The 23,311-nt window shown below is 69.9% G+C and carries 17 protein-coding genes and 1 tRNA gene; 7 read left to right on the plus strand and 11 right to left on the minus strand.

All coding sequences use genetic code 11. The annotated features are described in order from the left end of the window. Positions 1-1,434, plus strand: a complete 1,434-nt coding sequence (locus tag OHS82_RS31610; protein WP_328436132.1) for a pyridoxal phosphate-dependent decarboxylase family protein — start codon at positions 1-3, stop codon at positions 1,432-1,434. Beyond that, on the plus strand, positions 1,431-2,858 hold the full coding sequence (locus OHS82_RS31615) for a lysine N(6)-hydroxylase/L-ornithine N(5)-oxygenase family protein (protein WP_057580211.1): 1,428 nt from the start codon (positions 1,431-1,433) through the stop codon (positions 2,856-2,858). The genes OHS82_RS31610 and OHS82_RS31615 overlap by 4 nt, the downstream gene beginning before the upstream one ends. 96 nt (positions 2,859-2,954) lie before the next feature. On the opposite strand, the gene OHS82_RS31620 is transcribed toward OHS82_RS31615, so the two are convergent. Beyond that, positions 2,955-4,769 carry a bifunctional metallophosphatase/5'-nucleotidase gene (locus OHS82_RS31620; protein WP_057580213.1) on the minus strand — a complete coding sequence of 605 codons (1,815 nt, stop codon included), beginning with the start codon at positions 4,767-4,769 and terminating at the stop codon, positions 2,955-2,957. A gap of 149 nt (positions 4,770-4,918) precedes the next feature. Between OHS82_RS31620 and OHS82_RS31625 the strand changes: the two genes are divergently transcribed. Both OHS82_RS31625 and pyk read left to right on the plus strand, forming a co-directional pair. Next, positions 4,919-5,620 carry an SIMPL domain-containing protein gene (locus tag OHS82_RS31625; protein WP_057580215.1) on the plus strand — a complete coding sequence of 234 codons (702 nt, stop codon included), beginning with the start codon at positions 4,919-4,921 and terminating at the stop codon, positions 5,618-5,620. A gap of 194 nt (positions 5,621-5,814) precedes the next feature. After that, positions 5,815-7,251 carry a pyruvate kinase gene (gene pyk, locus OHS82_RS31630; RefSeq protein WP_057580217.1) on the plus strand — a complete coding sequence of 479 codons (1,437 nt, stop codon included), beginning with the start codon at positions 5,815-5,817 and terminating at the stop codon, positions 7,249-7,251. 10 nt (positions 7,252-7,261) lie between these two features. On the opposite strand, the gene OHS82_RS31635 is transcribed toward pyk, so the two are convergent. Continuing rightward, a complete protein-coding gene (locus OHS82_RS31635; RefSeq protein WP_057580219.1) occupies positions 7,262-8,020 on the minus strand; it encodes a helix-turn-helix domain-containing protein in 759 nt (252 codons plus the stop codon). Between the two features lie 106 nt (positions 8,021-8,126). After that, positions 8,127-8,199 (minus strand) — tRNA-Leu (locus OHS82_RS31640). A gap of 100 nt (positions 8,200-8,299) precedes the next feature. Between OHS82_RS31640 and OHS82_RS31645 the strand changes: the two genes are divergently transcribed. Next, positions 8,300-8,956 (plus strand): ANTAR domain-containing response regulator, encoded by a 657-nt coding sequence (locus tag OHS82_RS31645; RefSeq protein ID WP_057580221.1) that lies wholly within the window; start codon positions 8,300-8,302, stop codon positions 8,954-8,956. Between the two features lie 68 nt (positions 8,957-9,024). Here the strand turns inward: OHS82_RS31645 and OHS82_RS31650 are convergent, their stop codons facing one another. From OHS82_RS31650 to OHS82_RS31680, 7 genes are all read right to left on the minus strand, one after another. After that, positions 9,025-9,741 carry an ABC transporter ATP-binding protein gene (locus OHS82_RS31650; protein ID WP_057580223.1) on the minus strand — a complete coding sequence of 239 codons (717 nt, stop codon included), beginning with the start codon at positions 9,739-9,741 and terminating at the stop codon, positions 9,025-9,027. Next, a complete protein-coding gene (locus OHS82_RS31655; RefSeq protein WP_057580316.1) occupies positions 9,738-10,613 on the minus strand; it encodes an ABC transporter ATP-binding protein in 876 nt (291 codons plus the stop codon). Before OHS82_RS31655 ends, OHS82_RS31650 begins: the two co-directional genes overlap by 4 nt. Positions 10,614-10,618: 5 nt before the next feature. Beyond that, positions 10,619-12,451 (minus strand): branched-chain amino acid ABC transporter permease, encoded by a 1,833-nt coding sequence (locus OHS82_RS31660; RefSeq protein WP_079041338.1) that lies wholly within the window; start codon positions 12,449-12,451, stop codon positions 10,619-10,621. Positions 12,452-12,456: 5 nt separating this feature from the next. After that, on the minus strand, positions 12,457-13,386 hold the full coding sequence (locus OHS82_RS31665; protein ID WP_057580225.1) for a branched-chain amino acid ABC transporter permease: 930 nt from the start codon (positions 13,384-13,386) through the stop codon (positions 12,457-12,459). A 114-nt stretch (positions 13,387-13,500) separates the two neighbouring features. After that, the gene (locus tag OHS82_RS31670) at positions 13,501-14,730 is read right to left on the minus strand and encodes a branched-chain amino acid ABC transporter substrate-binding protein (RefSeq protein ID WP_370444150.1); all 1,230 of its coding nucleotides are present in this window, start codon (positions 14,728-14,730) and stop codon (positions 13,501-13,503) included. Positions 14,731-15,316: 586 nt separating this feature from the next. Then, the gene (locus tag OHS82_RS31675; protein WP_057580227.1) at positions 15,317-15,805 is read right to left on the minus strand and encodes a PaaI family thioesterase; all 489 of its coding nucleotides are present in this window, start codon (positions 15,803-15,805) and stop codon (positions 15,317-15,319) included. A 52-nt stretch (positions 15,806-15,857) separates the two neighbouring features. Continuing rightward, the gene (locus OHS82_RS31680) at positions 15,858-18,137 is read right to left on the minus strand and encodes an FdhF/YdeP family oxidoreductase (RefSeq protein WP_057580229.1); all 2,280 of its coding nucleotides are present in this window, start codon (positions 18,135-18,137) and stop codon (positions 15,858-15,860) included. Between the two features lie 283 nt (positions 18,138-18,420). Between OHS82_RS31680 and polA the strand changes: the two genes are divergently transcribed. Further along, entirely contained in the window at positions 18,421-21,147 is a 2,727-nt protein-coding gene (gene polA, locus OHS82_RS31685) for a DNA polymerase I (protein ID WP_057580230.1), read from the plus strand. 676 nt (positions 21,148-21,823) lie between these two features. Further along, entirely contained in the window at positions 21,824-22,249 is a 426-nt protein-coding gene (locus tag OHS82_RS31690; protein WP_157876375.1) for a hypothetical protein, read from the plus strand. Here the strand turns inward: OHS82_RS31690 and OHS82_RS31695 are convergent. Continuing rightward, on the minus strand, positions 22,215-23,087 hold the full coding sequence (locus OHS82_RS31695) for a DUF4184 family protein (RefSeq protein WP_057580234.1): 873 nt from the start codon (positions 23,085-23,087) through the stop codon (positions 22,215-22,217). The two genes, OHS82_RS31690 and OHS82_RS31695, sit on opposite strands and share 35 nt — an antisense overlap. Positions 23,088-23,311 lie beyond the last annotated feature (224 nt).

Consider the following 23,311-nt stretch of genomic DNA (forward strand, 5'->3'; position numbering starts at 1 on the left):
ATGCCGCCCCTCGCCTCAGGCCCCGAAGGCTCCGACGCCCTGCGCCCCCTGCTGGCGACCGTCCTCGACGCGCTCGACGCCGGCGCCCGCTCCCGCGGCGGGCCGCTGCCCGCAGGCGGACCGCGCACGGTGGCCGCACACGTCCGCGAGGCCGTCGGCGACCCGCTGCCCGAACACGGCGACCCCGACGCCCTGCACACCCTCGTCCGCGCCCTCGCCGAAGGCGCCGCCGACCCCGCCCACCCCCTGTGCGCCGCCCATCTGCACTGCCCACCCCTCGCCGTCGCCACCGCCGCCGACCTCGCCGCCTCCGCCCTCAACCCCTCCCTCGACTCCTGGGACCAGGCCCCCGCCGCCTCGGAACTGGAAACCCTGCTCACCCACGCCCTCGCCGCGGAGATCTACGGCCACCCGACCCGGACACCCCCCACCACCCCCACGCAGCCGGGCACCGCCCCCACACCGTCCACCGCCACCGCCACGGCCCCCGCCGACGCCCTCGTCACCACCGGCGGCACCGAAGCCAACCACCTCGCCCTGCTCCTCGCCCGGGAAGCACACGGACCCGCCCTCCGGCTCGTCTGCGGCGCCAACGCCCACCACTCCCTGCCCCGCGCCGCCTGGCTCCTCGGCCTCCCCGAACCCGCCATCCTCCCCACCCCCACCGGCGTCCTCGACCCCGCCGCCCTCCACCACACCCTCACCACCCGCCCCGGCCCCCTCCTCGTCGCCGCCACCGCAGGCACCACCGACGCCGGACTCATCGACCCCCTCCCCGCCCTGGCGGCCCTCTGCCACACCCACGGCGCCCGCCTCCACATCGACGCCGCCTACGGAGGCGGCCTCCTCTTCAGCAACCGGCGCCGACCCCTCCTCACCGGCCTCGAAGCCGCCCACACCGTCACCCTCGACCTCCACAAACTCGGCTGGCAGCCCGTCGCCGCCGGACTCCTCGCCGTCCGCGACCCCCGCGACCTCACCGCCCTCCACCACCACGCCGACTACCTCAACGCCGACGACGACACCGAAGCCGGCCTCCCCGACCTCCTCGGCCGCTCCCTGCGCACCACCCGCCGCCCCGACGCCCTCAAGATCGCCGTCACCCTCAAAACCCTCGGCCGCAGCGGCCTCGGCGCCCTCGTCGACCAGGTCTGCGACCACGCCCGGCACCTCGCCGACCTCGTCACCGCCCACCCCGGCCTCGAACTCCACGCCCCACCCACCCTCAGCACCGTCCTCTTCCGGCCCGCACACGCCACCGACACCGCCGTCGCCGACATCCGCCGCCGCCTCCTCACCCAAGGCCACGCCGTCCTCGGCCGGGCCCGCCTCGACGGCCGGCTCTGGCTCAAGACCACCCTCCTCAACCCCCACACCCGGCCCGCCGACCTCACCGCCCTCCTGCGACTGGTGGAAGGAAACACCCCCGCATGAACACGCCCCCGCACCCCGACGCCGACACCCCCCGCGACCTCGTCGGCATCGGCGTCGGACCCAGCAACCTCGCCCTCGCCGCCCTCGCCCACCCCCTCGCCGAAATCGACGCCGTCTTCTACGAACAACGCCCCCGCTTCGACTGGCACCCCGGCCTCCTCATCGACGGCGCCCGCATCCAGGTCCCCTTCCTCGCCGACCTCGTCACCCTCGCCGACCCCACCAGCCCCTGGACCTTCCTCAACTACCTCAAAACCCACCACCGCCTCTACCCCTTCTACTTCGCCGAGCGCTTCCACATCCAGCGCGCCGAATACGACGCCTACTGCCGCTGGGTCGCCGACCAACTCCCCGGACTCCGCTTCCGCCACCACGTCGACTCCGTCCGCTGGAACCCCGAACGCGACGTCTTCGAAGTCGACTTCACCCAACTCGACGCAGCCGGCGAAGCCGAAGCCCTCGGCCGCACCTACACCCGCAACGTCGTCCTCGGCATCGGCACCGAACCCCACATCCCCGACCCCCTGCGCCCCCTCGTCGACGCACCCGGCGTCCCCGTCCTGCACGCAGACGACTACCTCGCCCACCGCGACACTCTCCTCACCGCCGGCCACATCACCGTCGTCGGATCAGGACAGTCCGGCGCCGAAGTCTTCCTCGACCTCCTCCGCAACCGCCCCACCGGCCACGAACGACTCCACTGGATCGGCCGCACCGAAGCGTTCGCCCCCATGGAGTACTCCAAACTCGGCCTCGAACACTTCACCCCCGACTACACCCACTACTTCCACGCCCTCCCCGAAAACGTCCGCGACCGCCTGCTCACCGGCCAATGGCAACTCCACAAAGGCATCGACGCCGGCACCCTCGCCGCCATCCACGACGAGCTCTACCGCCGCACCCTCCACGGCGGCTGGCCCGACGCCGTCCTCACCCCCGGCGTGACCGTCCGCACCGCCGGCCGCATCTCCACCACCCGGATCGAACTCCACCTCGAACACACCCAGCAGAACACCCGCAGCCGCCTCACCACCGACGCCGTCGTCCTCGCCACCGGCCACCGCGAACGCACCCCCGACCGCATCCTCGCCGGCCTCGACCCCTACATCCGTCGCGACAACAGCGAACGCCCCCGCATCGACGCACACTTCCGCCTCGTCCTCGACCCCTCCATCACCGCCACCGGCTGCAACGTCCACGTCCAGAACGCCGAACGCCACACCCACGGCGTAGGAACCCCCGACCTCGGACTCGCCGCCTGGCGCAGCGCCACCATCCTCAACGCCCTCACCGGAAAAGAGACCTACCCCCTGCCCACCCGAACCGCCTTCACCACCTTCGGACTCGAACAACCCCAACCCCAGCCCCGCGTCCCCACAGCCCGACAGGCACCCACCCTCACCCCCCTCGTCGACCGGCGCTAGACACCACCAGGACACGAAAAGGGCGGTGCGCACACGGTGACCCACCAGGCCACCGCACGACACACCGCCCCAGGGAACCAGGGACCTCAAAAACCCCTAGAACACCGGCGTACCGTCACGCGTCAGCTTCCAGTCCACCGACGCGAAGTCCTTCGGGTCCAGCACACCCTTCGCCGTCACCCACTCCGAGATCCGCGTACGGATCTCCGTCGACTCCGACCACAACTCCTGCGCCGACGCCACATGCGGGAACGCGCCACCGCCATTGGCCCGATAGTTGTTCACCGCCAGCACGAACTGCTGCGCATCGTCCAACGCCGCCCCGTTGAACGTCAGATTCCTGATCCGCGAACCCACCGCCTGCGCGATGTCGATCTCGTACGACAGACCCGACACATAGTCGTAGTTGTAGTCCGGACGCCCCGCCGCGTTCGTCAGCTTCTCCGTGTCGACCACCGCACCCGCCGCCGTCTGCACGAAGTACTGCGCCGAGTACTCCAGGTACGCCCGCACCTGAGCACCCGTCATCAACTTCGCCACCAGCGTGTTGTCGTACACGTACAGGCTCGACAGATCCCGGATCGTCACCTTCCCCGCCGGGATCTCCGACGTCCGCGAGAACGGCGACGCCTGAGCGATCACCGGCAGCGACGCATACGACGTCCCCGCCAACGCCGCCTTGACGACGTCCTCCTGCACCTTCGTGATCAGGTCGATGATCGGCGCGTCCTTGAACCGCGCCTCCACCGTCGTCAACGTCTCCGTCGCCGTACCCACCACCTGGTTGACGTACGCGACGACCTTCGCGTGCTCGTCACCCAACAACTTCGTGATCTTCGGGTCGTCCGCGACCGAGTTGGAGTTCAGCACCTTCGAAGACACGGACTCGACCGACCACCGCCCCTTCTCGAACACCAGCTCCACATCGAACACCGACAGCCGCTCCGCATACGCCAACGGCTCCGACAGCACGACCGTCTTCCCCGACTTCGCGTTGACGACCTTCAGCTCCGGAATCTCCACATGCGCATGCCCCACCAACACCGCGTCGATGTCCGGCACCTGCTGCGCCACCAACGCCGCCGAGTTCTCCACATACGGCAGCTGGTCACCGTACGACGACGTACCCGACGAACCCGAGTGCGCCGACACGATCACCACATCGGCACCCAGCGACTTCAGCTTCGGCACCCACTTCGCCGCCTGCTCCTCCAGACCCGGGAACGCCAGCTTCCCCTGCACGTACGCCTTGTCCCAGATCGCGATACCCGGGTTCGTCAGGCCCAGCACCGCCACCTTCACCGGCGGCGCGCCCTTCACACAGAACGTCTTGATCACATACGGCTGGAACGCCGGCCGCAGCGTCTTCGCGTCCACCGCGTTCGCCCCCAGCAACGGGAACCGCAACTGCGACTCGAACTTCCGCAGCGTCTCGATGCCGTAGTTGAACTCGTGGTTGCCCAGCGCCGCCGCGTCGTACCCGATCGCGTTCATCGCCTGCGCCATCGGATGCACCGGACCGCCCTTGGCGGTGATCGGGTCCACCTTCGCGTAGTAGTACGTCAGCGGAGTGCCCTGGATCGTGTCACCCGCGTCCAGCAGCAGCGTGTTCTCGCGCCCCTTCTCCGCACGGATCCGGTTCACCAGCGTCGAGATCCGCGCCAGACCCTGCGCGTTGCCGGCCGCGTCCTTGTACTCCGCGTCCTTGAAGTAGTCCCAGTTGAACACATGACCGTGCAGGTCCGTCGTGCCCATCACGGTCAGCGCATACCGCTTCGGCTGCTTGACCGGCTTCCCCGGCAGCTTCGCCGCCGCGGCCTGCGCCGACGGGGCCGCCACAGCTCCCGCGATCGCCACCCCCGCCCCGGTCACGGCGGACTTCTTCAGGAACTTCCGGCGGTTCAACGGCATGTCTCGTGCTCCTCGGGGGATGGTCAACGACGCGCGTAGATTCTGACCCGGCCACCGCCGACGGCAACAGGTCCAGGAGGTTGCGATCTGATGACCGCAAGGGTCGACCCACACCCCCGAACGCCGAAACCAGTGACAAGGTGGGACGTATGACCTCCCCGCAGAACCCCCCGTACGGCACCCCCGACACCCCCCTCCTCACAGTCCGCGGCGAGGCCGAACTCGAAGTCGACCCCGAAGTCGCCCGCATCGCCGTCACCCTCACCGCCCGCGGCCGCGACCGCCGCACCACCCTCGCCGACCTCACCCGCCGCAACACCACCGCCCTCGACCTCCTCAAGTCCTACGGCGACTCCGTCGAGAACCTCTCCACCGGCGCACTCACCCTCACCCCCGAACTCGAACCGCACCGCCGAGGAGAACGCGTCCGCACCTACCGCGGCACCGTCCGCCTCACCGCCGAACTCACCGACTTCGCCGCCCTCGGCGAACTCGCCACCCGCCTCGCCGACCTCGAACTCACCCGGGTCGACGGCCCTTGGTGGGACCTGCGCCCCACCTCACCGGCCCACCGCACCGCCCGCCGCCACGCCGTCCACGACGCCGTCCAACGCGCCAGGGAATACGCCGAAGCACTCGACACCACCGTCGCCGCCCTCCTCGAACTCACGGACACCGCGACAGGCGGCCCCAGGCCCCGTTCCGCCTTCGACCGCCACACCGTCCGCTTCTCCCGCGCCGCGGCGGACGCCGAACCCCAGGACCCAGAACCCCTCGACCTCGAACCCCAGCGCATCCAGGTCCGCGCCGAGGTCACCGCACGGTTCACCATGAATCCACCGGCCCTGTAAATCCGCCGACAGCCTGAATTCACCCGTTCGGGGAATCCGTGTACCGAGAAAGAATCCCGTGGATATCGGCACGGTCGCTCAGAAGAGCGGCACCCCGCACACTTTAGAAGTTGTCAACAACCCTTCACCCAAAGGTTGTTGAGCAGTCACGTGCCCCCAATTCGCTACCCACCGGTAAGACATAAGCTCGAAACATGCGCCGAGCAAAAATCGTCTGCACCCTGGGCCCCGCAACCGACTCCTACGACCAGCTCAAAGCCCTCGTAGAAGCCGGAATGGACGTCGCCCGCTTCAACCTCAGCCACGGCACCCACGCCGAACACGAGGAGCGCTACCGCCACGTCCGCAAAGCCGCAGACGAAACCGGCCACAGCGTCGGCACCCTCGCCGACCTTCAAGGCCCGAAGATCCGCCTCGGCCACTTCGCCGAAGGCCCCGTACTCCTCGAACGCGAAGACACCTTCACCATCACCGTCGAAGAAGGCATCGCAGGCGACGGCACCCGCTGCGGCACCACCCACGCAGGCCTCGCCGACGACGTCACCCCCGGCGAACGCATCCTCGTCGACGACGGCAAAGTCACCCTCGAAGTCACCCACGTCGACGGCCCCCGCGTCCACACCCGCGTCGTCGAAGGCGGCGTCATCTCCGACCACAAAGGCCTCAACCTCCCCGGCATCGCCGTCTCCGTCCCCGCCCTCTCCAAAAAAGACGAAGAAGACCTGCGCTGGGCGCTGCGCACCGGCTTCGACGTCATCGCCCTCTCCTTCGTCCGCAGCGGCCGCGACATCCTCGACGTCCACCGCATCATGGACGAGGAAGGCCGCCGACTCCCCGTCATCGCCAAGGTGGAGAAGCCCCAGGCCGTCGAGAACATCGACGAGATCGTGGCCGCCTTCGACGGCATCATGGTCGCCCGCGGAGACCTCGGCGTCGAAATGCCGCTCGAACAGGTCCCCATCGTCCAGAAACGCGCCATCAAGCTCGCCAAGCGCAACGCCAAACCCGTCATCGTCGCCACCCAGATGCTCGACTCCATGATCGAGCACTCCCGCCCCACCCGCGCCGAGGCCAGCGACGTCGCCAACGCCGTCCTCGACGGCACCGACGCCGTCATGCTCTCCGGCGAGACCAGCGTCGGCAAACACGCCGTCCAGACCGTCCGCACCATGGCGAAGATCGTCACAGCCGCGGAAGAAGACCTCCTCGCCAAAGGCCTGCCCGACCTCACCGAGAACAACAAACCCCGCACTCAGGGCGGAGCCGTCGCCCGCGCCGCCGCCGAGATCGGCGACTTCCTCGGCGCGAAGTTCCTCGTCGCCTTCACCCAGAGCGGCGACACCGTCCGCCGCCTCTCCCGCTACCGCTCCCCGATCCCCGTCCTCGCCTTCACCCCGGAACCGGCGACCCGCTCCCAGCTGAGCCTGACCTGGGGCGTCGAGACGTTCCTCGGCCCGGCGGTCGCCTCCACGGACGCGATGGTCGACCAGGTCGACGAGCTGCTGCTGCAGTACGGCCGTTGCGAGAAGGGCGACGTCGTCGTGATCACGGCCGGCTCCCCGCCCGGCGTCTCGGGCTCCACGAACCTGGTCCGAGTCCACCACATCGGCGAGGACGACAGCCCGAGGTAGAGCTCAGGGGTCAGTGCTTGGGGCCTACGTGGGCGTCCATGAGCACTACCGAGGCCTTCTTCGCGATGGAGATGTTGAGGGGTTGACAGCCGCGGGCGAGCGTCGTCCACTCCACGCCGACCTCGTCGAGGGTGTCGGTGAACAGCCGCCGGATGTCGTCCGACCTGTTGGTGAAGAAGTACCGGGGATACTCGTAGCGCTTGCGTACGCCGCCGATGGTCTTCTCGGTCCAGTTGGTGATGCGGCATCCGTCGGAGTGGATGAGGCCGCGGACGAACTCCCAGGGGTGCTCATCGACGATGGCCTGCTGCCACGGTTCGAGCACGATGAGGTGTTCATGCTTCTTGCCGGGGCCGTGCTGGGGGAACAGGTACGGCCAATGGGCGTAGTAGCCGACCACCGACACGCAGCCCTGGGCCTGGACTCGATGCGCCGTGCGTGCGGGATTGACGGCGCGAATGGCGGTCTCGCACGCATCGATGAGTCCCGGCCAGGCATCCGCGCAGGCGATGCGGAGATAGTGCCCGCTACCGCGTGGATGTGCGCTGATGCACCCGTCGCCGAGATAGAGGCCGAGCAGATACGAGTACGCGACTCGGTCGCTCGGTGGTTCGGGCAGTGGGGGTGCCATTCGGGGCACTGGCTCAAGTCGGTCCTGCCAGGAGCGGATTGCGGCGCGGGAGATGCCGGTTTCTTTGCTCACGGAGTTGAGACTGCGGCCCTGCGCAACCAGCGCGAGTGCCCGCTTGCGTGTGCTGACGTCGTACATGTGCCCACTGTGTGAGCGTGCTCGCGACGACACGCAGCAAAAAGCGGATGTTCACGAGAACGGGAACATCCGCTTTTCTTTCATGACCTTGGGAACCAAGGAAAAGTGCCCCGAGTCGGATTCGAACCGACGCTGGATGGGTTTTGAATCCATGGCCTCTACCGCTGGGCTACCGGGGCCCCTTCGAAACGAAGGTCAGCGGTCACCCGCTGTGTCACTACCTTACCGCAGCTAGGTAGGCTCTTGTCAGCAGTACCCGCCCCTGAACGAGGAGCCCCCGTGACCGCCCCCGAGTCGCCCCAGCCAGTAGACGCGCCCGACGACGACAAGTCGCACGTGCCTCCGCTGACGACCCGTGTCGTCATCGCCGAGGACGAGGCGCTGATCCGCCTCGACCTCAAGGAGATGCTGGAGGAGGAGGGATACAGCGTCGTCGGCGAGGCCGGTGACGGTGAGCAGGCGATCGAGCTCGCCCGCGAGCACAAGCCGGACCTCGTCATCCTGGACGTGAAGATGCCCAAGATGGACGGCATCTCCGCGGCGGAGAAGATCGCCGAGGAGCGCATCGCGCCGGTGCTGATGCTGACCGCGTTCTCGCAGCGCGACCTGGTCGAGCGGGCGCGTGACGCGGGGGCGATGGCGTACCTCGTGAAGCCGTTCAGCAAGAGCGATGTCGTCCCGGCGATCGAGATGGCCGTCTCGCGTTTCACGGAGCTGCGGGAGCTGGAGAACGAGGTCGCGGACCTCACGCTGCGGCTGGAGACGCGCAAGCTGGTGGACCGGGCGAAGTCGATTCTGCAGACGGAGTACGGGCTGACGGAGCCGGCGGCGTTCCGGTGGATCCAGAAGACGTCGATGGATCGTCGGATGTCGATGCAGCAGGTGGCGGAGGCCGTGATCCAGGACGCCGAGGAGAAGAAGGCGGACAAGGCGTAAGCCCCGCGGTGCAGACGACGAGGCCCGCGCCCGGAGAAGGGGCGCGGGCCTCGTCGTGTGCGGGTGGTTCAGTCCTCGCCGAGGTAGGCCTTGCGGACGGACTCGTCGTGGAGGAGGTCCTGGCCGGTGCCGGACAGGACGATCTTGCCGACCTCCATGACGTGGCCGTGGTCGGCCAGGGAGAGGGCCGCCTGGGCGTTCTGCTCGATGAGCAGGATGGTGGTGCCCTGGGACTTGAGCTCCTGGATGGTGGCCATGATCTTCTGCATCATGATCGGTGAGAGGCCCATGGAGGGTTCGTCGAGCATGAGCAGTTTGGGCCGGGACATGAGGGCGCGGCCCATGGCGAGCATCTGCTGTTCGCCGCCGGAGAGGGTGCCTGCGGCCTGCTTTCGGCGTTCTCCCAGGATGGGGAAGAGGTCGTAGGCGCGCTGGATGTCCTTCTCGATGGCTTCCTTGTCGTTGCGGAGGAAGGCGCCGAGGCGGAGGTTGTCCTCGATGGTCATGCGGGGGAAGATGTGCCGGCCTTCGGGGGAGTGGGCCAGCCCCAGCGAGACGATCTTGTGGGCGGGGATCTTGTTGAGCACCTTGCCGTCGAACTTGATCTGGCCGCCGAGGGGCTGGAGCAGTCCGGACAGGGTGCGCAGGGTGGTGGTCTTGCCGGCGCCGTTGGTGCCGATGAGGGTGACGACCTCGCCTGCGGCGACCTTGAAGGAGATGCCCTTGACCGCCTCGATCTTGCCGTAGGCGACCCTGAGGTCTTCGACCTCGAGCAGTGCGGTCACTTCTCGTCTCCTTCCGTGGTGCTGTGCGCCTCGGAGGCCTCTGCGGCTTCGACTTCGGCGACTTCTTCCGCTCCCGGCGCGCCCTCGAAGGGGGTGCCGAGGTAGGCGGCGATGACGCGTTCGTCTGCCTGGACCACTTCGGCGGGGCCTTCGACGATCTTCTCGCCCTGGACGAGCACGGCGACGCGGTCGCAGAGGTTCATGATGAACCGGATGTCGTGCTCGATGACGAGGACGGCGATGCCCTGGTCGCGGATGGCGAAGATGAGCTCTTCGGCGGCGCGCGTCTCCTGGGGGTTCATGCCGGCGGTGGGCTCGTCGAGGAGGAGGAGGCCGGGGTCGCTGGCGAGGGCGCGGGCGATTTCGAGCTTGCGCTGTTCGCCGTAGGGGAGGTTGCGGGCGAGGTGGTCGGCCTTGGCGGCGAGGCCGGTGAACTCGAGGAGTTCCATGGCTCGTTCGCGGGAGGCGTCTTCGGCCTTTTTGAAGCTGGGCAGGCGCAGGAGCGCGGACCAGAGGCCTTCGTGGGTGCGGGTGTGGCGTCCGACGAGCACGTTTTCCAGGACGGTCATGTTGGCGAAGAGCCGGATGTTCTGGAAGGTGCGGGCGATGCCGGCCTGGGTGACCAGGTGGGGTTTGGGCGGGAGGACGGTGCCTTTGTAGCTGACTGTGCCGGTGGTGGGGATGTAGAGGCCGGTGAGGCAGTTGAAGAAGGTGGTCTTCCCGGCTCCGTTGGGGCCGATGAGTCCGACGATCTCGCCGCTGTTGACGGTGAGGTCGACGGAGCGTACGGCGGTGAGGCCGCCGAACTGCATGGTGACGCCGGAGGCGTCGAGGACCGTGGTGGTCGTGGCGGTTGTCGTGGTGGTGGTCATCGCGGTCACGCCCCTGCCTTGGCGACGCCGGTGGCGGTCTCGGGCAGGCCCTTGTCGTCGGGTACGTCGAGCTGTCCGGTTTCGTGGAACTCGAGCTGCTTCCTGCGGTCGGCGACGAGGCCTTCGGGGCGGAAGCGCATGAGGAGCATGAGCGCGACGCCGAAGAGGAGCAGCTGGTATTCCGCCATGAACTGGAGTTTGGCGGGGATGAGGTAGAGCAGTGCGGCGCCCACGAGCGGCCCGCTGATGGTGCCCATGCCGCCGAGGATGACCGCTGCGAGCAGGAAGGCCGAGTTGGGCGGCACGGAGCCGGCGAACTGGTACTGCTCGGGGGTGACGCTGTAGGAGACGTGTGCCTGCACGGTGCCGGCGAGGCCGGCGAGGGAGGCGCCGAGGGCGAAGGCGAGGAGCTTGAGGCGGAAGCCGTTGATGCCCATGGCGGTGGCGGCTGTCTCGTCTTCGCGGATGGCGACCCAGGCGCGGCCGATGCGGGAGTCGGCGCTGCGGCGGAAGACCGTGACGACGACGAGGGTGCACAGGAGCATCAGCAGGTAGTAGTTGCCGGAGCGGGTGAGCTCCTGGCCGAGGACGTCGTGCGGGATTCCGAGGTTGAATCCGAAGATCTCCAGGTCGGGGATGTTCGGGATGCCGTTGGAGCCGTTGGTGACGTCGGGTCCGCTGTTGCCGTTGAGGTTGTTCATGGTGATGCGGAAGATCTCACCGAAGCCGAGGGTGACGATGGCGAGGTAGTCGCCGCGCAGCCGCAGGGTCGGGGCGCCGATGAGCACGCCGAAGATCAGTGAGGCGGCGGCGCCGGTGAGGACGGCCGCCCAGAAGGGGAACTGGACGCCGATGCTCGACTGGGGGGAGCCGGAGACCAGGGCGGCGGCGTAGGCGCCGACGCCGAGGAAGGCGACGTATCCGAGGTCGAGGAGGCCGGCGAGGCCGACGACGACGTTGAGGCCCAGGGCGACCGTGGCGAAGATGAGGATGTTCGCGCCGATGAGGGCGAACTGGTCGTTGGTCTGGGTGAAGGGGAAGCAGATCGCGGCGACGAAGGCGGCGGTGAGGGTGACGGTGCGGTGTTTGGCCGTCAGTGCCGAGAGCCGCTTGAGGAGGCCGGCGCGGGTGAGTGCGGTGAAGCTGAACCCGGTGATGATGAGGAAGCCGATGAACAGCTCGGGGTTGTCGGTGTCGATGCCGATGCCGAAGGAGAAGACGTAGAGGCCGATGCCGAAGGCCGTGGAGATGATGAGGATCTCTGCCCAGGAGGGGAGTTCCTTGGCGCGGCCGGGTTCGGGGGCGGCGAGGCTGTGGCGGAACTGGGCCCAGGCGTTCGTCGCGTCGTCGGCGTCGCGGGGGACGTCGGCGGGGAGTGCGAAGGCGCCGATGGTGGCGATGAGGGCGCCGATGGCGGAGACCCAGGCGCCGGGTTCGAGGTTGACGATGCCGCCGAGGACGTAGCTGATGGCGCCGAGGGCGTAGCCGGTGGCGCCGAGGACGCCGAGGCTGGCGGCGCGGACGGGGCTGTGGGTGCCGCCGGGGGTGAGCCAGCGCAGGCCGCGGATGCCTTGTCCGGAGAGGACGAGGAGGATGGTGAGGGCGGCGCCGATGAGGGTGAGGACCTGGAGGCCGCCGGGGTAGCCGGTGATGGTGAGGTTGCCGGGGAACTCGTCGGTCCAGGTCCAGGCGAGGAAGGTGCCGACGAGGGCGGCGGCGGATCCGGCGAGGGTGAGGACGGGGGCGAGGGCCGCGGGCAGCGGGATGAGGGGGGCCGTGTCGCCGGTGGGCGTCTTGACGGCGTCGGTGCTCTTCTGGGTGGGGATGTTGGTGGTCATCGCTATCACGCCCGATCCGCGACGCGTTCGCCGAGCAGGCCTTGTGGCCTGAACAGCAGGACGAGGATGAGGAGGGCGAACGCCCACACGTCCTTCCAGGCGCCGCCGCCGAAGAGGTCCATGCCGGGGATGTCGCCGATGTAGCCGGTGGCGAGGGATTCGGCGACGCCGAGGACGAGGCCGCCGAGCATGGCGCCGTAGATGTTGCCGATGCCGCCGAGGACGGCTGCGGTGAAGGCCTTGAGGCCCATGAGGAAGCCCATGCGGAAGCCGACCTGGCCGTTCTTGAGGCCGTAGGCGACTGCTGCGATGGCGGCGAACGCGGCGCCGATGGCGAAGGCCATGACGATGATGCGGTCGGTGTTGATGCCCATGAGCTTGGCGGTGTCGGGGTCCTGGGCGGTGGCCTGCATGCCGCGGCCGGAGCGGGTCTTCGTGACGAAGAAGCCGAGGGCGACCATGCACAGGGGTGCGGCGATGAGGACGAAGAGGTCGCCGCGCTGGATGTTGGCGCCGAGGACGTCGATGGGGCCGCCGTCGAACTGGGGGAAGGGGCGGTCCTTCTTGGCGTCGGGGTACCACATCCATACGGCCTGCTGGAGGACGATGGAGAGGCCGATGGCGGTGATGAGGGGTGCCAGTCGCGGGGCGGTGCGCAGGGGCCGGTAGGCGAAGCGCTCGGCTGCGGTGGCGACGGCGACGGAGACGATGACGCCGCCGAGGATCATGAGGGGTATCGCTGCGCCGAGGGCGAAGCCGCCGGGGAGGATGAGCCAGACGGTGAGGGCCCCGAAGCCCCCGACCATGAAGATCTCGCCGTGGGCGAAGTTGATGAGCTGAACGATGCCGTAGACCATCGTGTAACCGATCGCGATGAGTCCGTACATCGCGCCGAGGATGAGTCCATTGGCCAGCTGTTGCGGCAGTTCGTGCACCGCAGGGCCTCCGTGGAGTGGTTCGGATATGGCGCCGCGCGGGAGCGCTGGTGGGCACTCCCGCGCGGCCTGATCAATGCGTGAAGTGGGGAGGTGTGGCTGCTCCTGCTTCGTTCAGCTGACGTTGGGTGCGGCGCTGTATTCGGGCTTCCACGCGCCACCGGTGACCTTGTAGGCGGTCATCATGTGGTTGGTGGTGTCGCCGAACTCGTCGAAGGAGATGGTGCCGGTGACGCCGTCGAACTTGACCTTGGCCATGGCGTCGAGGACTGCCTTGCGGCCGTCGGCCGGGACCTTGCCGTCGTTGCCTTCGACTGCCAGCTTGACGGCCTCGATGACGGACCAGGTGGCGTCGTAGGTGAGGCCGCCGTAGGCCTCGTAGGCGTCCTTGTAGCCGGCCGTCTTGTAGTTCGCGATGAACTCCTTGGCGGAGGGCAGGTCTTCGACGGGCTTGCCGACGGAGGTGGCGAGGTCGCCTTCGGCCTTCTTGTTGAGCTTGGGGAACTCGCCGGAGTAGATGCCGTCGCCGCCCATGAGCGGGATGTTCTGGCCGCTGTCCTTGAGCTGCTGGCTCAGGGGTGCGGCGGCGGGGTATTCGCCGCCGTAGTAGAGGGCGTCGGCGCCGGTCTTCTTGATCTTGGCGACGACGGCGTTGAAGTCGCGGTCGTCGGGGTTGACGTGGTCGGTGCCGACGATCTGGCCGCCGAGCTTGGTGAAGTTCGCCTTGAAGGAGGCGGCGAGGCCGGCGCCGTAGGTCTTCTGGTCGTCGATCAGGTAGACCTTCTTCTTGCCGGCCTTGGAGAAGAGGTACTCGGCGGCGAAGGCGCCCTGGATCTCGTCCGTGGTGGCGGTGCGGAAGAACGTCTTGAACGGGCGGACCGAGTTGCCGGTCTTCCAGCCGTCGCCCTGGGTCAGCTCGGTGCCGGTGTTGGCGGGGGAGACCTGGGTGAGGCCTGCGTCGCTGAAGGGCTTCTGCATCTGCTGGGAGACGCTGGAGTTCAGCGGGCCGACGACGCCGAGGACTTCCTTGTCGCTGATGAACTTCTGGGCGTTCTGCTGGCCGACGGAGGGCTGGGCCTGGTCGTCGAGGGCTTCGATCTTGAATTCGACGCCCTTGACGTATTCCTTCTTGTTGGCGGTCTTGGCGGCGAGGTCGGCGGAGTTCTTGATGCCGAGGCCGAGCGCGGACAGGTCGCCGGTGAGCGGGGCGTCGACGCCGATCACGACGGTGGTCTTGTCTCCGCTGCTGCTCTTGCCGTCGTCGTCACGCGACCCACAGGCAGTGAGTGTCAGCGATCCCGCCGCGAGTGCGGCGGTGATGGCGATGATCGAACGTTGACGCACGAATCAGGTCCTTTCCCTGGCACGGCGGTCCCCCCTGGAACGCGCCGAGTCGAGCGCTGGGCCGAATGGACTTCGAAACCGGTGGCGCGGTGACTGGGCGTGACTCTAGGCGCGGGGAGGGAACTCGGAGGAGGGTCTGACCAAGGCTGTGACGCTCTTGTTATGACACGAGGTAATGCAGAGCGGTACTTGGAGGGTGGAAGAGCGGATTTAAGGCTGATTCGTCCTGTCCACATAGTGAGAACGTGCAGGACGAACCCGACGGGGTTCAGGTGTCTCGAGCGTTTTGGTAATGACCGGGATTCGTTGCTGGAGGCGACCTGTAGGCCTTCGAAGAGCTGGTGCGCATAGTGCGGGCCGGTGCCGGAGCCCCGTTCTCGCATTGCGCGCGCATTACGTAGAGTTACGTCCGGGAAAGAAAGTCCGACGTTAAGCGACGCTTTTCCGCGGGGAGTTACCCGCTCCGCTTCGGGGAAATCGGCGGAATGCGGGGCGGGCCGGGTGAGTTGAGCCCGGGCGGGGTGTGCCGTCGGCCCCCCGGGGCTGCCGGGGGGCAGGGGACGCCGGGCGGCGCACCCCGCAGGCGTCAGCCGCCCGAGGGGAGGTGGGTCCCGTCGCCGGCGCGGACGTCGCGCAGCAGGCAGGTCAGCCGTGCGGTGCACACACGGCGTTCCTGCTCGTCGCTGATCACGATCTCGTAGGTGGCGGTGGAGCGTCCGCGGTGCACCGGCGTGGCCACGCCGGTCACCAGGCCGGAGCGTGCTCCGCGGTGGTGGGTGCAGTTCAGGTCGACGCCGACGGCGATCTTGGAGCTGCCGCCGTGCAGCATGGCGCCGACCGAGCCGATCGTCTCGGCGAGGACCGCGGAGGCGCCGCCGTGCAGCAGTCCGTAGGGCTGGGTGTTGCCCTCGACCGGCATCGTGGCGACGACCCGGTCGGCGGAGGCCTCGAGGATCTGCACGCCCATGCGGGTGCCGAGATGTCCGGCGGAGAACAGGGCGAGGATGTCCACGCCGAGCGCGGCGTACTCGTCGATGACTTCCTGCGGGAACTTCACGTGCTGCTGCTCGCCCATGGGGCCCGGCTCCGTTCGTCGATACAAGTCCGGCGGTGACTTAAGCGAACGCTCAGTCGGTCGCCGATTGTTCCAGACGGACCACGACGGACTTGCTGGCGGGCGTGTTGCTGGTGTCCGCGGTGGCGTCCAGCGGGACCAGCACGTTGGTCTCCGGGTAGTACGCGGCCGCGCAGCCCCTCGCGGTCGGGTAGAGCACCACGCGGAAGCCGGGGGCGCGCCGCTCCACGCCGTCCCGCCACTCGCTCACCAGGTCCACGTACGTGCCCTCCGCGAGGCCGAACGCCCGCGCGTCCTCGGCGTTGACGAGGACGACCCGGCGGCCGTTCCTGATGCCCCGGTAGCGGTCGTCGAGGCCGTAGATCGTGGTGTTGTACTGGTCGTGCGAGCGCAGCGTCTGCAGCAGCAGACGGCCCTCGGGCAGCCGGGGGTACTCGACCGGCGCGGCCGTGAAGTTGGCCTTGCCGGTGGCGGTGGGGAAGCGGCGCTCGTCGCGCGGGGCGTGCGGCAGGGTGAAGCCGCCCGGCCGGGCCACGCGCGCGTTGAAGTCCTCGAAGCCGGGGATCACGCGCGCGATGCGGTCACGGATCGTCCCGTAGTCCTTCTCGAACTCCTCCCACGGCGTCCGGCTGGCCGCGCCGAGGACCCGGCGCGCGAGGCGGCAGACGATGGCGGGCTCGGACAGCAGTCGTGCGCCGGCGGGCGCGAGGCGGCCCCGGGAGGCGTGCACCATGCCCATGGAGTCCTCCACCGTCACGAACTGCTCGCCGCCGGCCTGCAGATCGCGCTCCGTGCGGCCCAGCGTCGGCAGGATCAGGGCGCGCGCGCCCGTGACGACGTGCGAGCGGTTCAGCTTCGTCGACACGTGCACGGTCAGCCGGGCGCGCCGCATGGCCGCCTCGGTGACGTCGGTGTCGGGGGAGGCCGCCACGAAGTTGCCGCCCATGGCGAAGAACAGCTTCGCCTCGCCGTCGCGCAGTGCGCGTATGGCCCCTACGACGTCGAAGCCGTGCTCGCGCGGCGGCGCGAAGCCGAACTCCTTCTCCAGGGCGTCCAGGAAGGCCGGCGCGGGCCGTTCGAAGATGCCCATGGTGCGGTCGCCCTGCACGTTGGAGTGACCGCGCACCGGGCACACGCCCGCGCCCGGGCGGCCGATGTTGCCGCGCAGCAGGAGGAAGTTGACGACCTCGCGGATGGTGGGCACGGAGTGCTTGTGCTGGGTGAGGCCCATGGCCCAGCAGACGATGGTGCGCTTCGAGGCGAGCGCCATGCGCAGGGTTTCCTCGATCTGCGCGCGCGTGAGGCCGGTCGCGGTGAGCGTCTCGTCCCAGTCGGCGGCGCGGGCGGCGTCGGCGAACTCCTCGAAGCCGTGGGTGTGTTCGGCGATGAACGCCTCGTCGAGCGCGCCGTCCGTCTCCAGCACGAGTTTGTTGAGGAGGCGGAAGAGGGCCTGGTCGCCGCCGATGCGGATCTGCAGGAACAGGTCGGTGAGCGCCGCGCCCTTGACCATGCCCTGTGGCGTCTGCGGGTTCTTGAAGCGCTCCAGGCCGGCCTCGGGCAGCGGGTTGACGCTGATGATCTTCGCGCCGCCCGCCTTGGCCTTCTCCAGCGCGGAGAGCATGCGCGGGTGGTTGGTGCCCGGGTTCTGCCCGGCGACGATGATCAGGTCGGCCTGGTGGAGGTCCTCGAGCAGGACGCTGCCCTTGCCGATGCCGATGGTCTCCGACAGCGCCGAGCCGGACGACTCGTGGCACATGTTGGAGCAGTCCGGCAGGTTGTTCGTGCCGAGTTCGCGCGCGAAGAGCTGGTACAGGAACGCGGCCTCGTTGCTGGTGCGGCCCGAGGTGTAGAAGACGGCCTCGTCGGGGGAGGCGAGGGCGGCGCTCTCCTCGGCGATGATGTCGAAGGCGCGCTCCCAGGTGACCGGCTCGTAGCGGTCCGCGCCTTCGGGCAGGTACATGGGGTGGGTGAGGCGTCCCTGCTGCCCGAGCCAGTAGCCGCTGCGGCCGGCGAGGTCGGCGACGGTGTGCTCGGCGAAGAACTCCGGGGTGACGCGGCGCAGGGTCGCCTCCTCGGCGACCGCCTTCGCGCCGTTCTCGCAGAACTCGGCGGTGTGCCGGTGTTCGGGCTCGGGCCAGGCGCAGCCGGGGCAGTCGAAGCCGTCCTTCTGGTTGACGCGCAGCAGCGTCAGCGCGGTGCGCTTCACGCCCATCTGCTGCTGGGCGATCCGCAGGGAGTGTCCGACGGCCGGCAGGCCCGCCGCCGCGTGTTTCGGCTCGGCGACGAGCGGCGCGTCCTGGACCGGATCAGCCTTCGGCGGCTTCGTTGCCATCGCGCGCTCTCCTTCGACCTGCCATGGGTGCGATACGCCCCAGATCCTCGCATGCGACGCCGACATCGAACCGGGGCGGGCCTGCGGCGGATCGTCGCCCGTGCGGTCCGGGGGCTGTCCGTGCGGCCGCGCGCCGCACGTGGCCGGGCGAGCCCGGTCCGGCGGGGGCGGGCCGGCGCACCGGGTCCGCGGGCCGGTCGGGAGGGCCGGGTCCGGGGGCGGGAATGGCGGGATCCGTGGCGGCCGGGACCGAGTGTCAGTGGGGCGTGGCAGGATCGGGGTCGTGGCAGAGACAGCATCGAAGAAGACCGAGACCCCCTCCGGCGCAAGCCGTCCGCGCCTGATGCTCATGGACGGGCACTCGCTGGCCTACCGCGCGTTCTTCGCGCTGCCCGCGGAGAACTTCACCACCGCGACGGGCCAGCCCACCAACGCGATCTACGGCTTCGCGTCGATGCTCGCCAACACACTGCGTGACGAGGCGCCCACGCACTTCGCGGTAGCGTTCGACGTCTCCCGCAAGACGTGGCGTTCCGAGGAGTTCACCGAGTACAAGGCGAACCGCTCCAAGACGCCCGACGAGTTCAAGGGGCAGGTCGAGCTGATCGGCGAACTGCTCGACGCGATGCACGTCTCCCGCTTCGCGGTGGACGGCTTCGAGGCCGACGACGTCATCGCCACCCTGACCACCCAGGCCGAGGCCGCGGGTTTCGAGGTGCTGATCGTCACCGGCGACCGCGACTCCTTCCAGCTGGTCTCCGAGCACACCACCGTGCTGTATCCGACGAAGGGCGTCTCGGAGCTGACCCGGTTCACCCCGGAGAAGGTCTTCGAGAAGTACGCGTTGACGCCGGCGCAGTACCCCGACTTCGCTGCCCTGCGCGGCGACCCGTCCGACAACCTCCCGGGCATCCCCGGCGTCGGCGAGAAGACGGCCGCGAAGTGGATCAACCAGTTCGGCTCGTTCGCGGAACTCGTCGAGCGCGTCGAGGAGGTCAAGGGCAAGGCCGGGCAGAACCTGCGCGACCACCTCGAATCGGTCAAGCTCAACCGCCGCCTCACCGAGATGGTCCGCGACGTCGAGCTGCCGGGGTCGGTCACCGACCTGGAGCGTGCCCCGTACGACCGCACGGCCGTCGCGATGATCCTCGACACCCTGGAGATCAGGAACCCGTCGCTGCGTGAGCGGCTGCTCGCCGTCGACCCGGGCGGCCAGGAGGCCGAGGCCGCCCCGGTGATCACCGGCGGTGTGGAACTGGACGGCACGGTGCTGGGCGCGGGCGAGCTGGCCGGCTGGCTCGCCGAGCACGGCACGCAGACCCTGGGCGTGGCCACCGTCGACGCCTGGGCGCTGGGCGCCGGTTCGGTCACCGAGATCGCCCTCGCCGCCGCCGGGGGAGCGGCCGCCTGGTTCGACCCGACGGAACTCGACGAGGCGGAGGAGAACGCGTGGGCGGCCTGGCTCGCCGCCGCCGACCGCCCCAAGGTGCTGCACGACGCGAAGGGCGTCATGCGGGTCTTCGCCGAGCACGGCTGGTCCGTCGCCGGCGTCTTCATGGACACCGCCCTCGCCGCCTACCTGGTCAAGCCTGGCCGTCGCTCCTTCGACCTGGACGCGCTGTCCCTGGAGTACCTGGGCCGTGAACTGGCGCCGGCCGCCGCGGCCGACGGCCAGCTCGCCTTCGGCACGGACGACGGCGCCGAGGCCGAGGCGCTCATGGTGCAGGCCCGCACGATCGTGGACCTCGGCGAATCCTTCCGCGGCCGTCTGGAGGAGGTCGGCGCGGCGGACCTCCTGCGCGACATGGAGCTGCCGACGTCGGCCCTCCTGGCCCGCATGGAGCGGCACGGCATCGCGGCCGACCGGGCCCATCTGGAGGCCATGGAGCAGATGTTCGCGGGTGCGGTCCAGCAGGCCGTGAAGGAGGCGCACGCGGCCGCCGGCCACGAATTCAACCTGGGGTCGCCCAAGCAGCTCCAGGAGGTCCTGTTCGGCGAACTGGGCCTGCCCAAGACGAAGAAGACCAAGACCGGCTTCACCACCGACGCCGACGCGCTGGCCTGGCTCGCCGGCCAGACGGACAACGAGCTGCCGGTCGTCATGCTCCGCCACCGCGAGCAGGCGAAGCTCCGTGTCACCGTCGAGGGCCTGATCAAGACGATCGCCGCGGACGGCCGTATCCACACGACGTTCAACCAGACGGTCGCCGCGACGGGCCGTCTGTCGTCCACCGACCCCAACCTGCAGAACATCCCCGTCCGCACTGACGAGGGCCGGGCGATCCGCCGCGGGTTCGTCGTCGGCGAGGGCTTCGAGTCGCTGATGACAGCCGACTACAGCCAGATCGAACTGCGCGTGATGGCCCACCTCTCCGAGGACGCGGGTCTCATCGAGGCGTTCACCTCCGGCGAGGACCTGCACACCACGGCCGCCTCCCAGGTGTTCGGCGTCGAGCGGGACGCGGTGGACGCGGAGATGCGCCGCAAGATCAAGGCCATGTCGTACGGGCTGGCGTACGGGCTGTCGGCGTTCGGCCTGTCCCAGCAGCTGAACATCGAGGCCGGCGAGGCCCGCGCCCTGATGGACGCCTACTTCGAACGCTTCGGCGGAGTACGGGACTACCTGCGGCGCGCCGTCGACGAGGCGCGGGCGACCGGCTACACGGCGACCCTGTTCGGCCGCCGCCGCTATCTGCCCGACCTCAACAGCGACAACCGTCAGCGTCGCGAGGCGGCCGAGCGCATGGCCCTCAACGCGCCCATCCAGGGCACGGCGGCGGACATCGTCAAGATCGCCATGCTCAAGGTGGACACCGCGCTGCGGGCGGCGGACCTCACGTCGCGCATGCTGCTCCAGGTCCACGACGAAATCGTCCTGGAGATCGCCCCGGGCGAGCGCGCGGCCGTGGAGGAGCTGGTCCGCCGCGAGATGGCCGGGGCCGTCCAGCTCAGGGCCCCTCTCGACGTGTCGGTCGGCGCGGGCACGGACTGGGAGTCGGCGGCGCACTGACCTCGACGGCCGGGCGGCCCCGCGGAGTTCGACCGGCCCGCGGAGGCCGGCCCGGCCCCGAAGGCCGCTCGGGCGGTCGGGCCGGCGGCCGGTGAAGCCCGGCGGCCGGCCGGGTGTCCGGGCGCGTCTTCCCGGGTTCCGAACGGGCGGCTCGTGCCTGCGGCGGTGACCGGCCGGGCTTCCGGCAGCCGATCGGGCGGCGACGGGACGTCCTTCACGCCTCGGGTCCGACGCGGCGTCGTCCAGGTTTTCGGCACGGCGTGGGGTCGTTCAGGGTTCCGGCGCGGTCACGGCGGGCACTGGCTCTCCGGCAGGTGGGCAGGTGGGCAGGTGGGCAGGTGGGCAGGTGGGCAGGTCTGCCGGTCGTGTCTCGGGGGCCGGCGGGGCGGGTACTCCGGGGGTCGTTGCGCGGTCCGGAGGCCGGGGCGGGTCCACGGCCGGTCGAGCGGGCTGCCTGCAGACCGGGCCGGCGGCCGTCGGCGCGGCTGCTGCGCGCGGTCGGGTGGCCCGGGCGGCCGGTGGCGCATCGCGTGCCCGCGACCGCGGGCCGGCCTGCCGGCGGTGCTCAGCCGGCACGGTCAGAACCTCGGACCGGGCGGCCCCTGCCTTCATGGACCCTCACCCGCGTGGCCCCCGAGAACAGGACCCGGCCGACTCCCGCCGCCAGGATGCGGCCATGGGTATACGCCTGCTCCACCGCCGAAAGGCCCACGCACGCGTGCACGCCCCGGCAGCCGCCCGCGGGCGGCTCCGCCCCGGTGACGCTCCCTGGAGCCGCCCGCGCCCCGCCCGCGCTCCCCGGGCCGCCACTCCCCGCATTCCGGGAACCCCCGGCGCCGCCTTGCGCACGGCCGTCCTCCGGTTGCGCGGCACGGCGTTCGCCGGACTCGTGCGCCCGTCGGTGTCCCGGCTCGTCCGCCGCCTCGTCCCGCGCGGCGACGCCCGGCGGCTGTGGGCCGAGGCGCTGCACGGCCATCTGGCGCTCGCCCTCGGCGTCCTCGGGCGGCTTCGCGGACCGCGCAGGGCGGCCTCCCGCATCCCGCTATTCGTCGCGCCCCCCGCGCCCCTCACCGAGCCTGGGGACGGTGTCCTCCCACGCTGACCTCCGTCGGCTCCGGTTCCCCGGCGGGCCCACCGGGGGCGGCCGGACGCCACACCCGCACGCCGACGGCGTACACCAGCACCCCCAGCACCAGCCCCGATCCCGCGCCGAAACACACCGTCGGGACGAGCTCCCACGGCTTCGCGTCGCGCGCACCCCAGTAGTCCCACCAGCGCGTCGCCCGCCGCACCGCTGCGACCAGCGCGCAGCAGCCGATCACGGCGGCGGCCCACCACCGGTCCGCAGCCGACAGCACCGCGACCCCCGCCGGCTCGGCATCGGGCGTCCGGCGCACCGCGCGCACCAGGAACGCGGCGATCACGACCGCAGCGACCGCAGACCCGCCGTACTGCAGATACCAGTACAGGGGCGAGCCGGCGATCTTCTCGCCGAGCACGGGGAACAACCGCATGCCCCAGCGGTCGAGGTGTGTGAACGCGTCCCACACCACGTGGGTCAGCGCGCCGACCACCGCCGACACGTACCACCACAGGGCGGTGGACGCACGGGCACGCGCGCGGGGCGCTCCGCAACGGGTCAGTGCGGCGGTCCGGCCCTGCCGGGCGCGCGGCAGCAGCGCGACCAGCGGTTCGCGCACCAGCAGCCACAGCCCCACGAGCGCCCACGCCAGCGGCACGTCGACCGTGAACACGCCGGGGAAGGAGTGCGTGACGTCGCCGAACTCCATGGCCTCGGGCAGGACGCTCGCCGCGTAGTAGGTGAGGTCGGGGGCGAACGACCCCGCCACGAGAACGGCCGGCACCAGCCGTCCGCGGCCGGAGCCGTCGGTGCGCACGGCGGGCAGCACGGCCGCGGCATGACTCAGAGTGAACGGCAACGGGGCTCCCGGGGGCGGATGTCGACGGGCCGGCCGACCCGATGATCAACGACGTCCGGTGTGCGGGGCGCGGTTCCCGGGTCCTCGCCGCGTGAGCGGCCGGTGAAAACGGCGCCCGAACGGGTGCCGGTCAAAAAGAAGTTGTCGTAGGGTCGCCTGGGTCGCCGCGTCCGACGGTGTGCCGAACAGAAGAACAGAACAGCGCAAACCGCCCACGCGTGCAA

It is taken from the genome of Streptomyces sp. NBC_00425 (assembly GCF_036030735.1).
GTDB lineage: Bacteria > Actinomycetota > Actinomycetes > Streptomycetales > Streptomycetaceae > Streptomyces.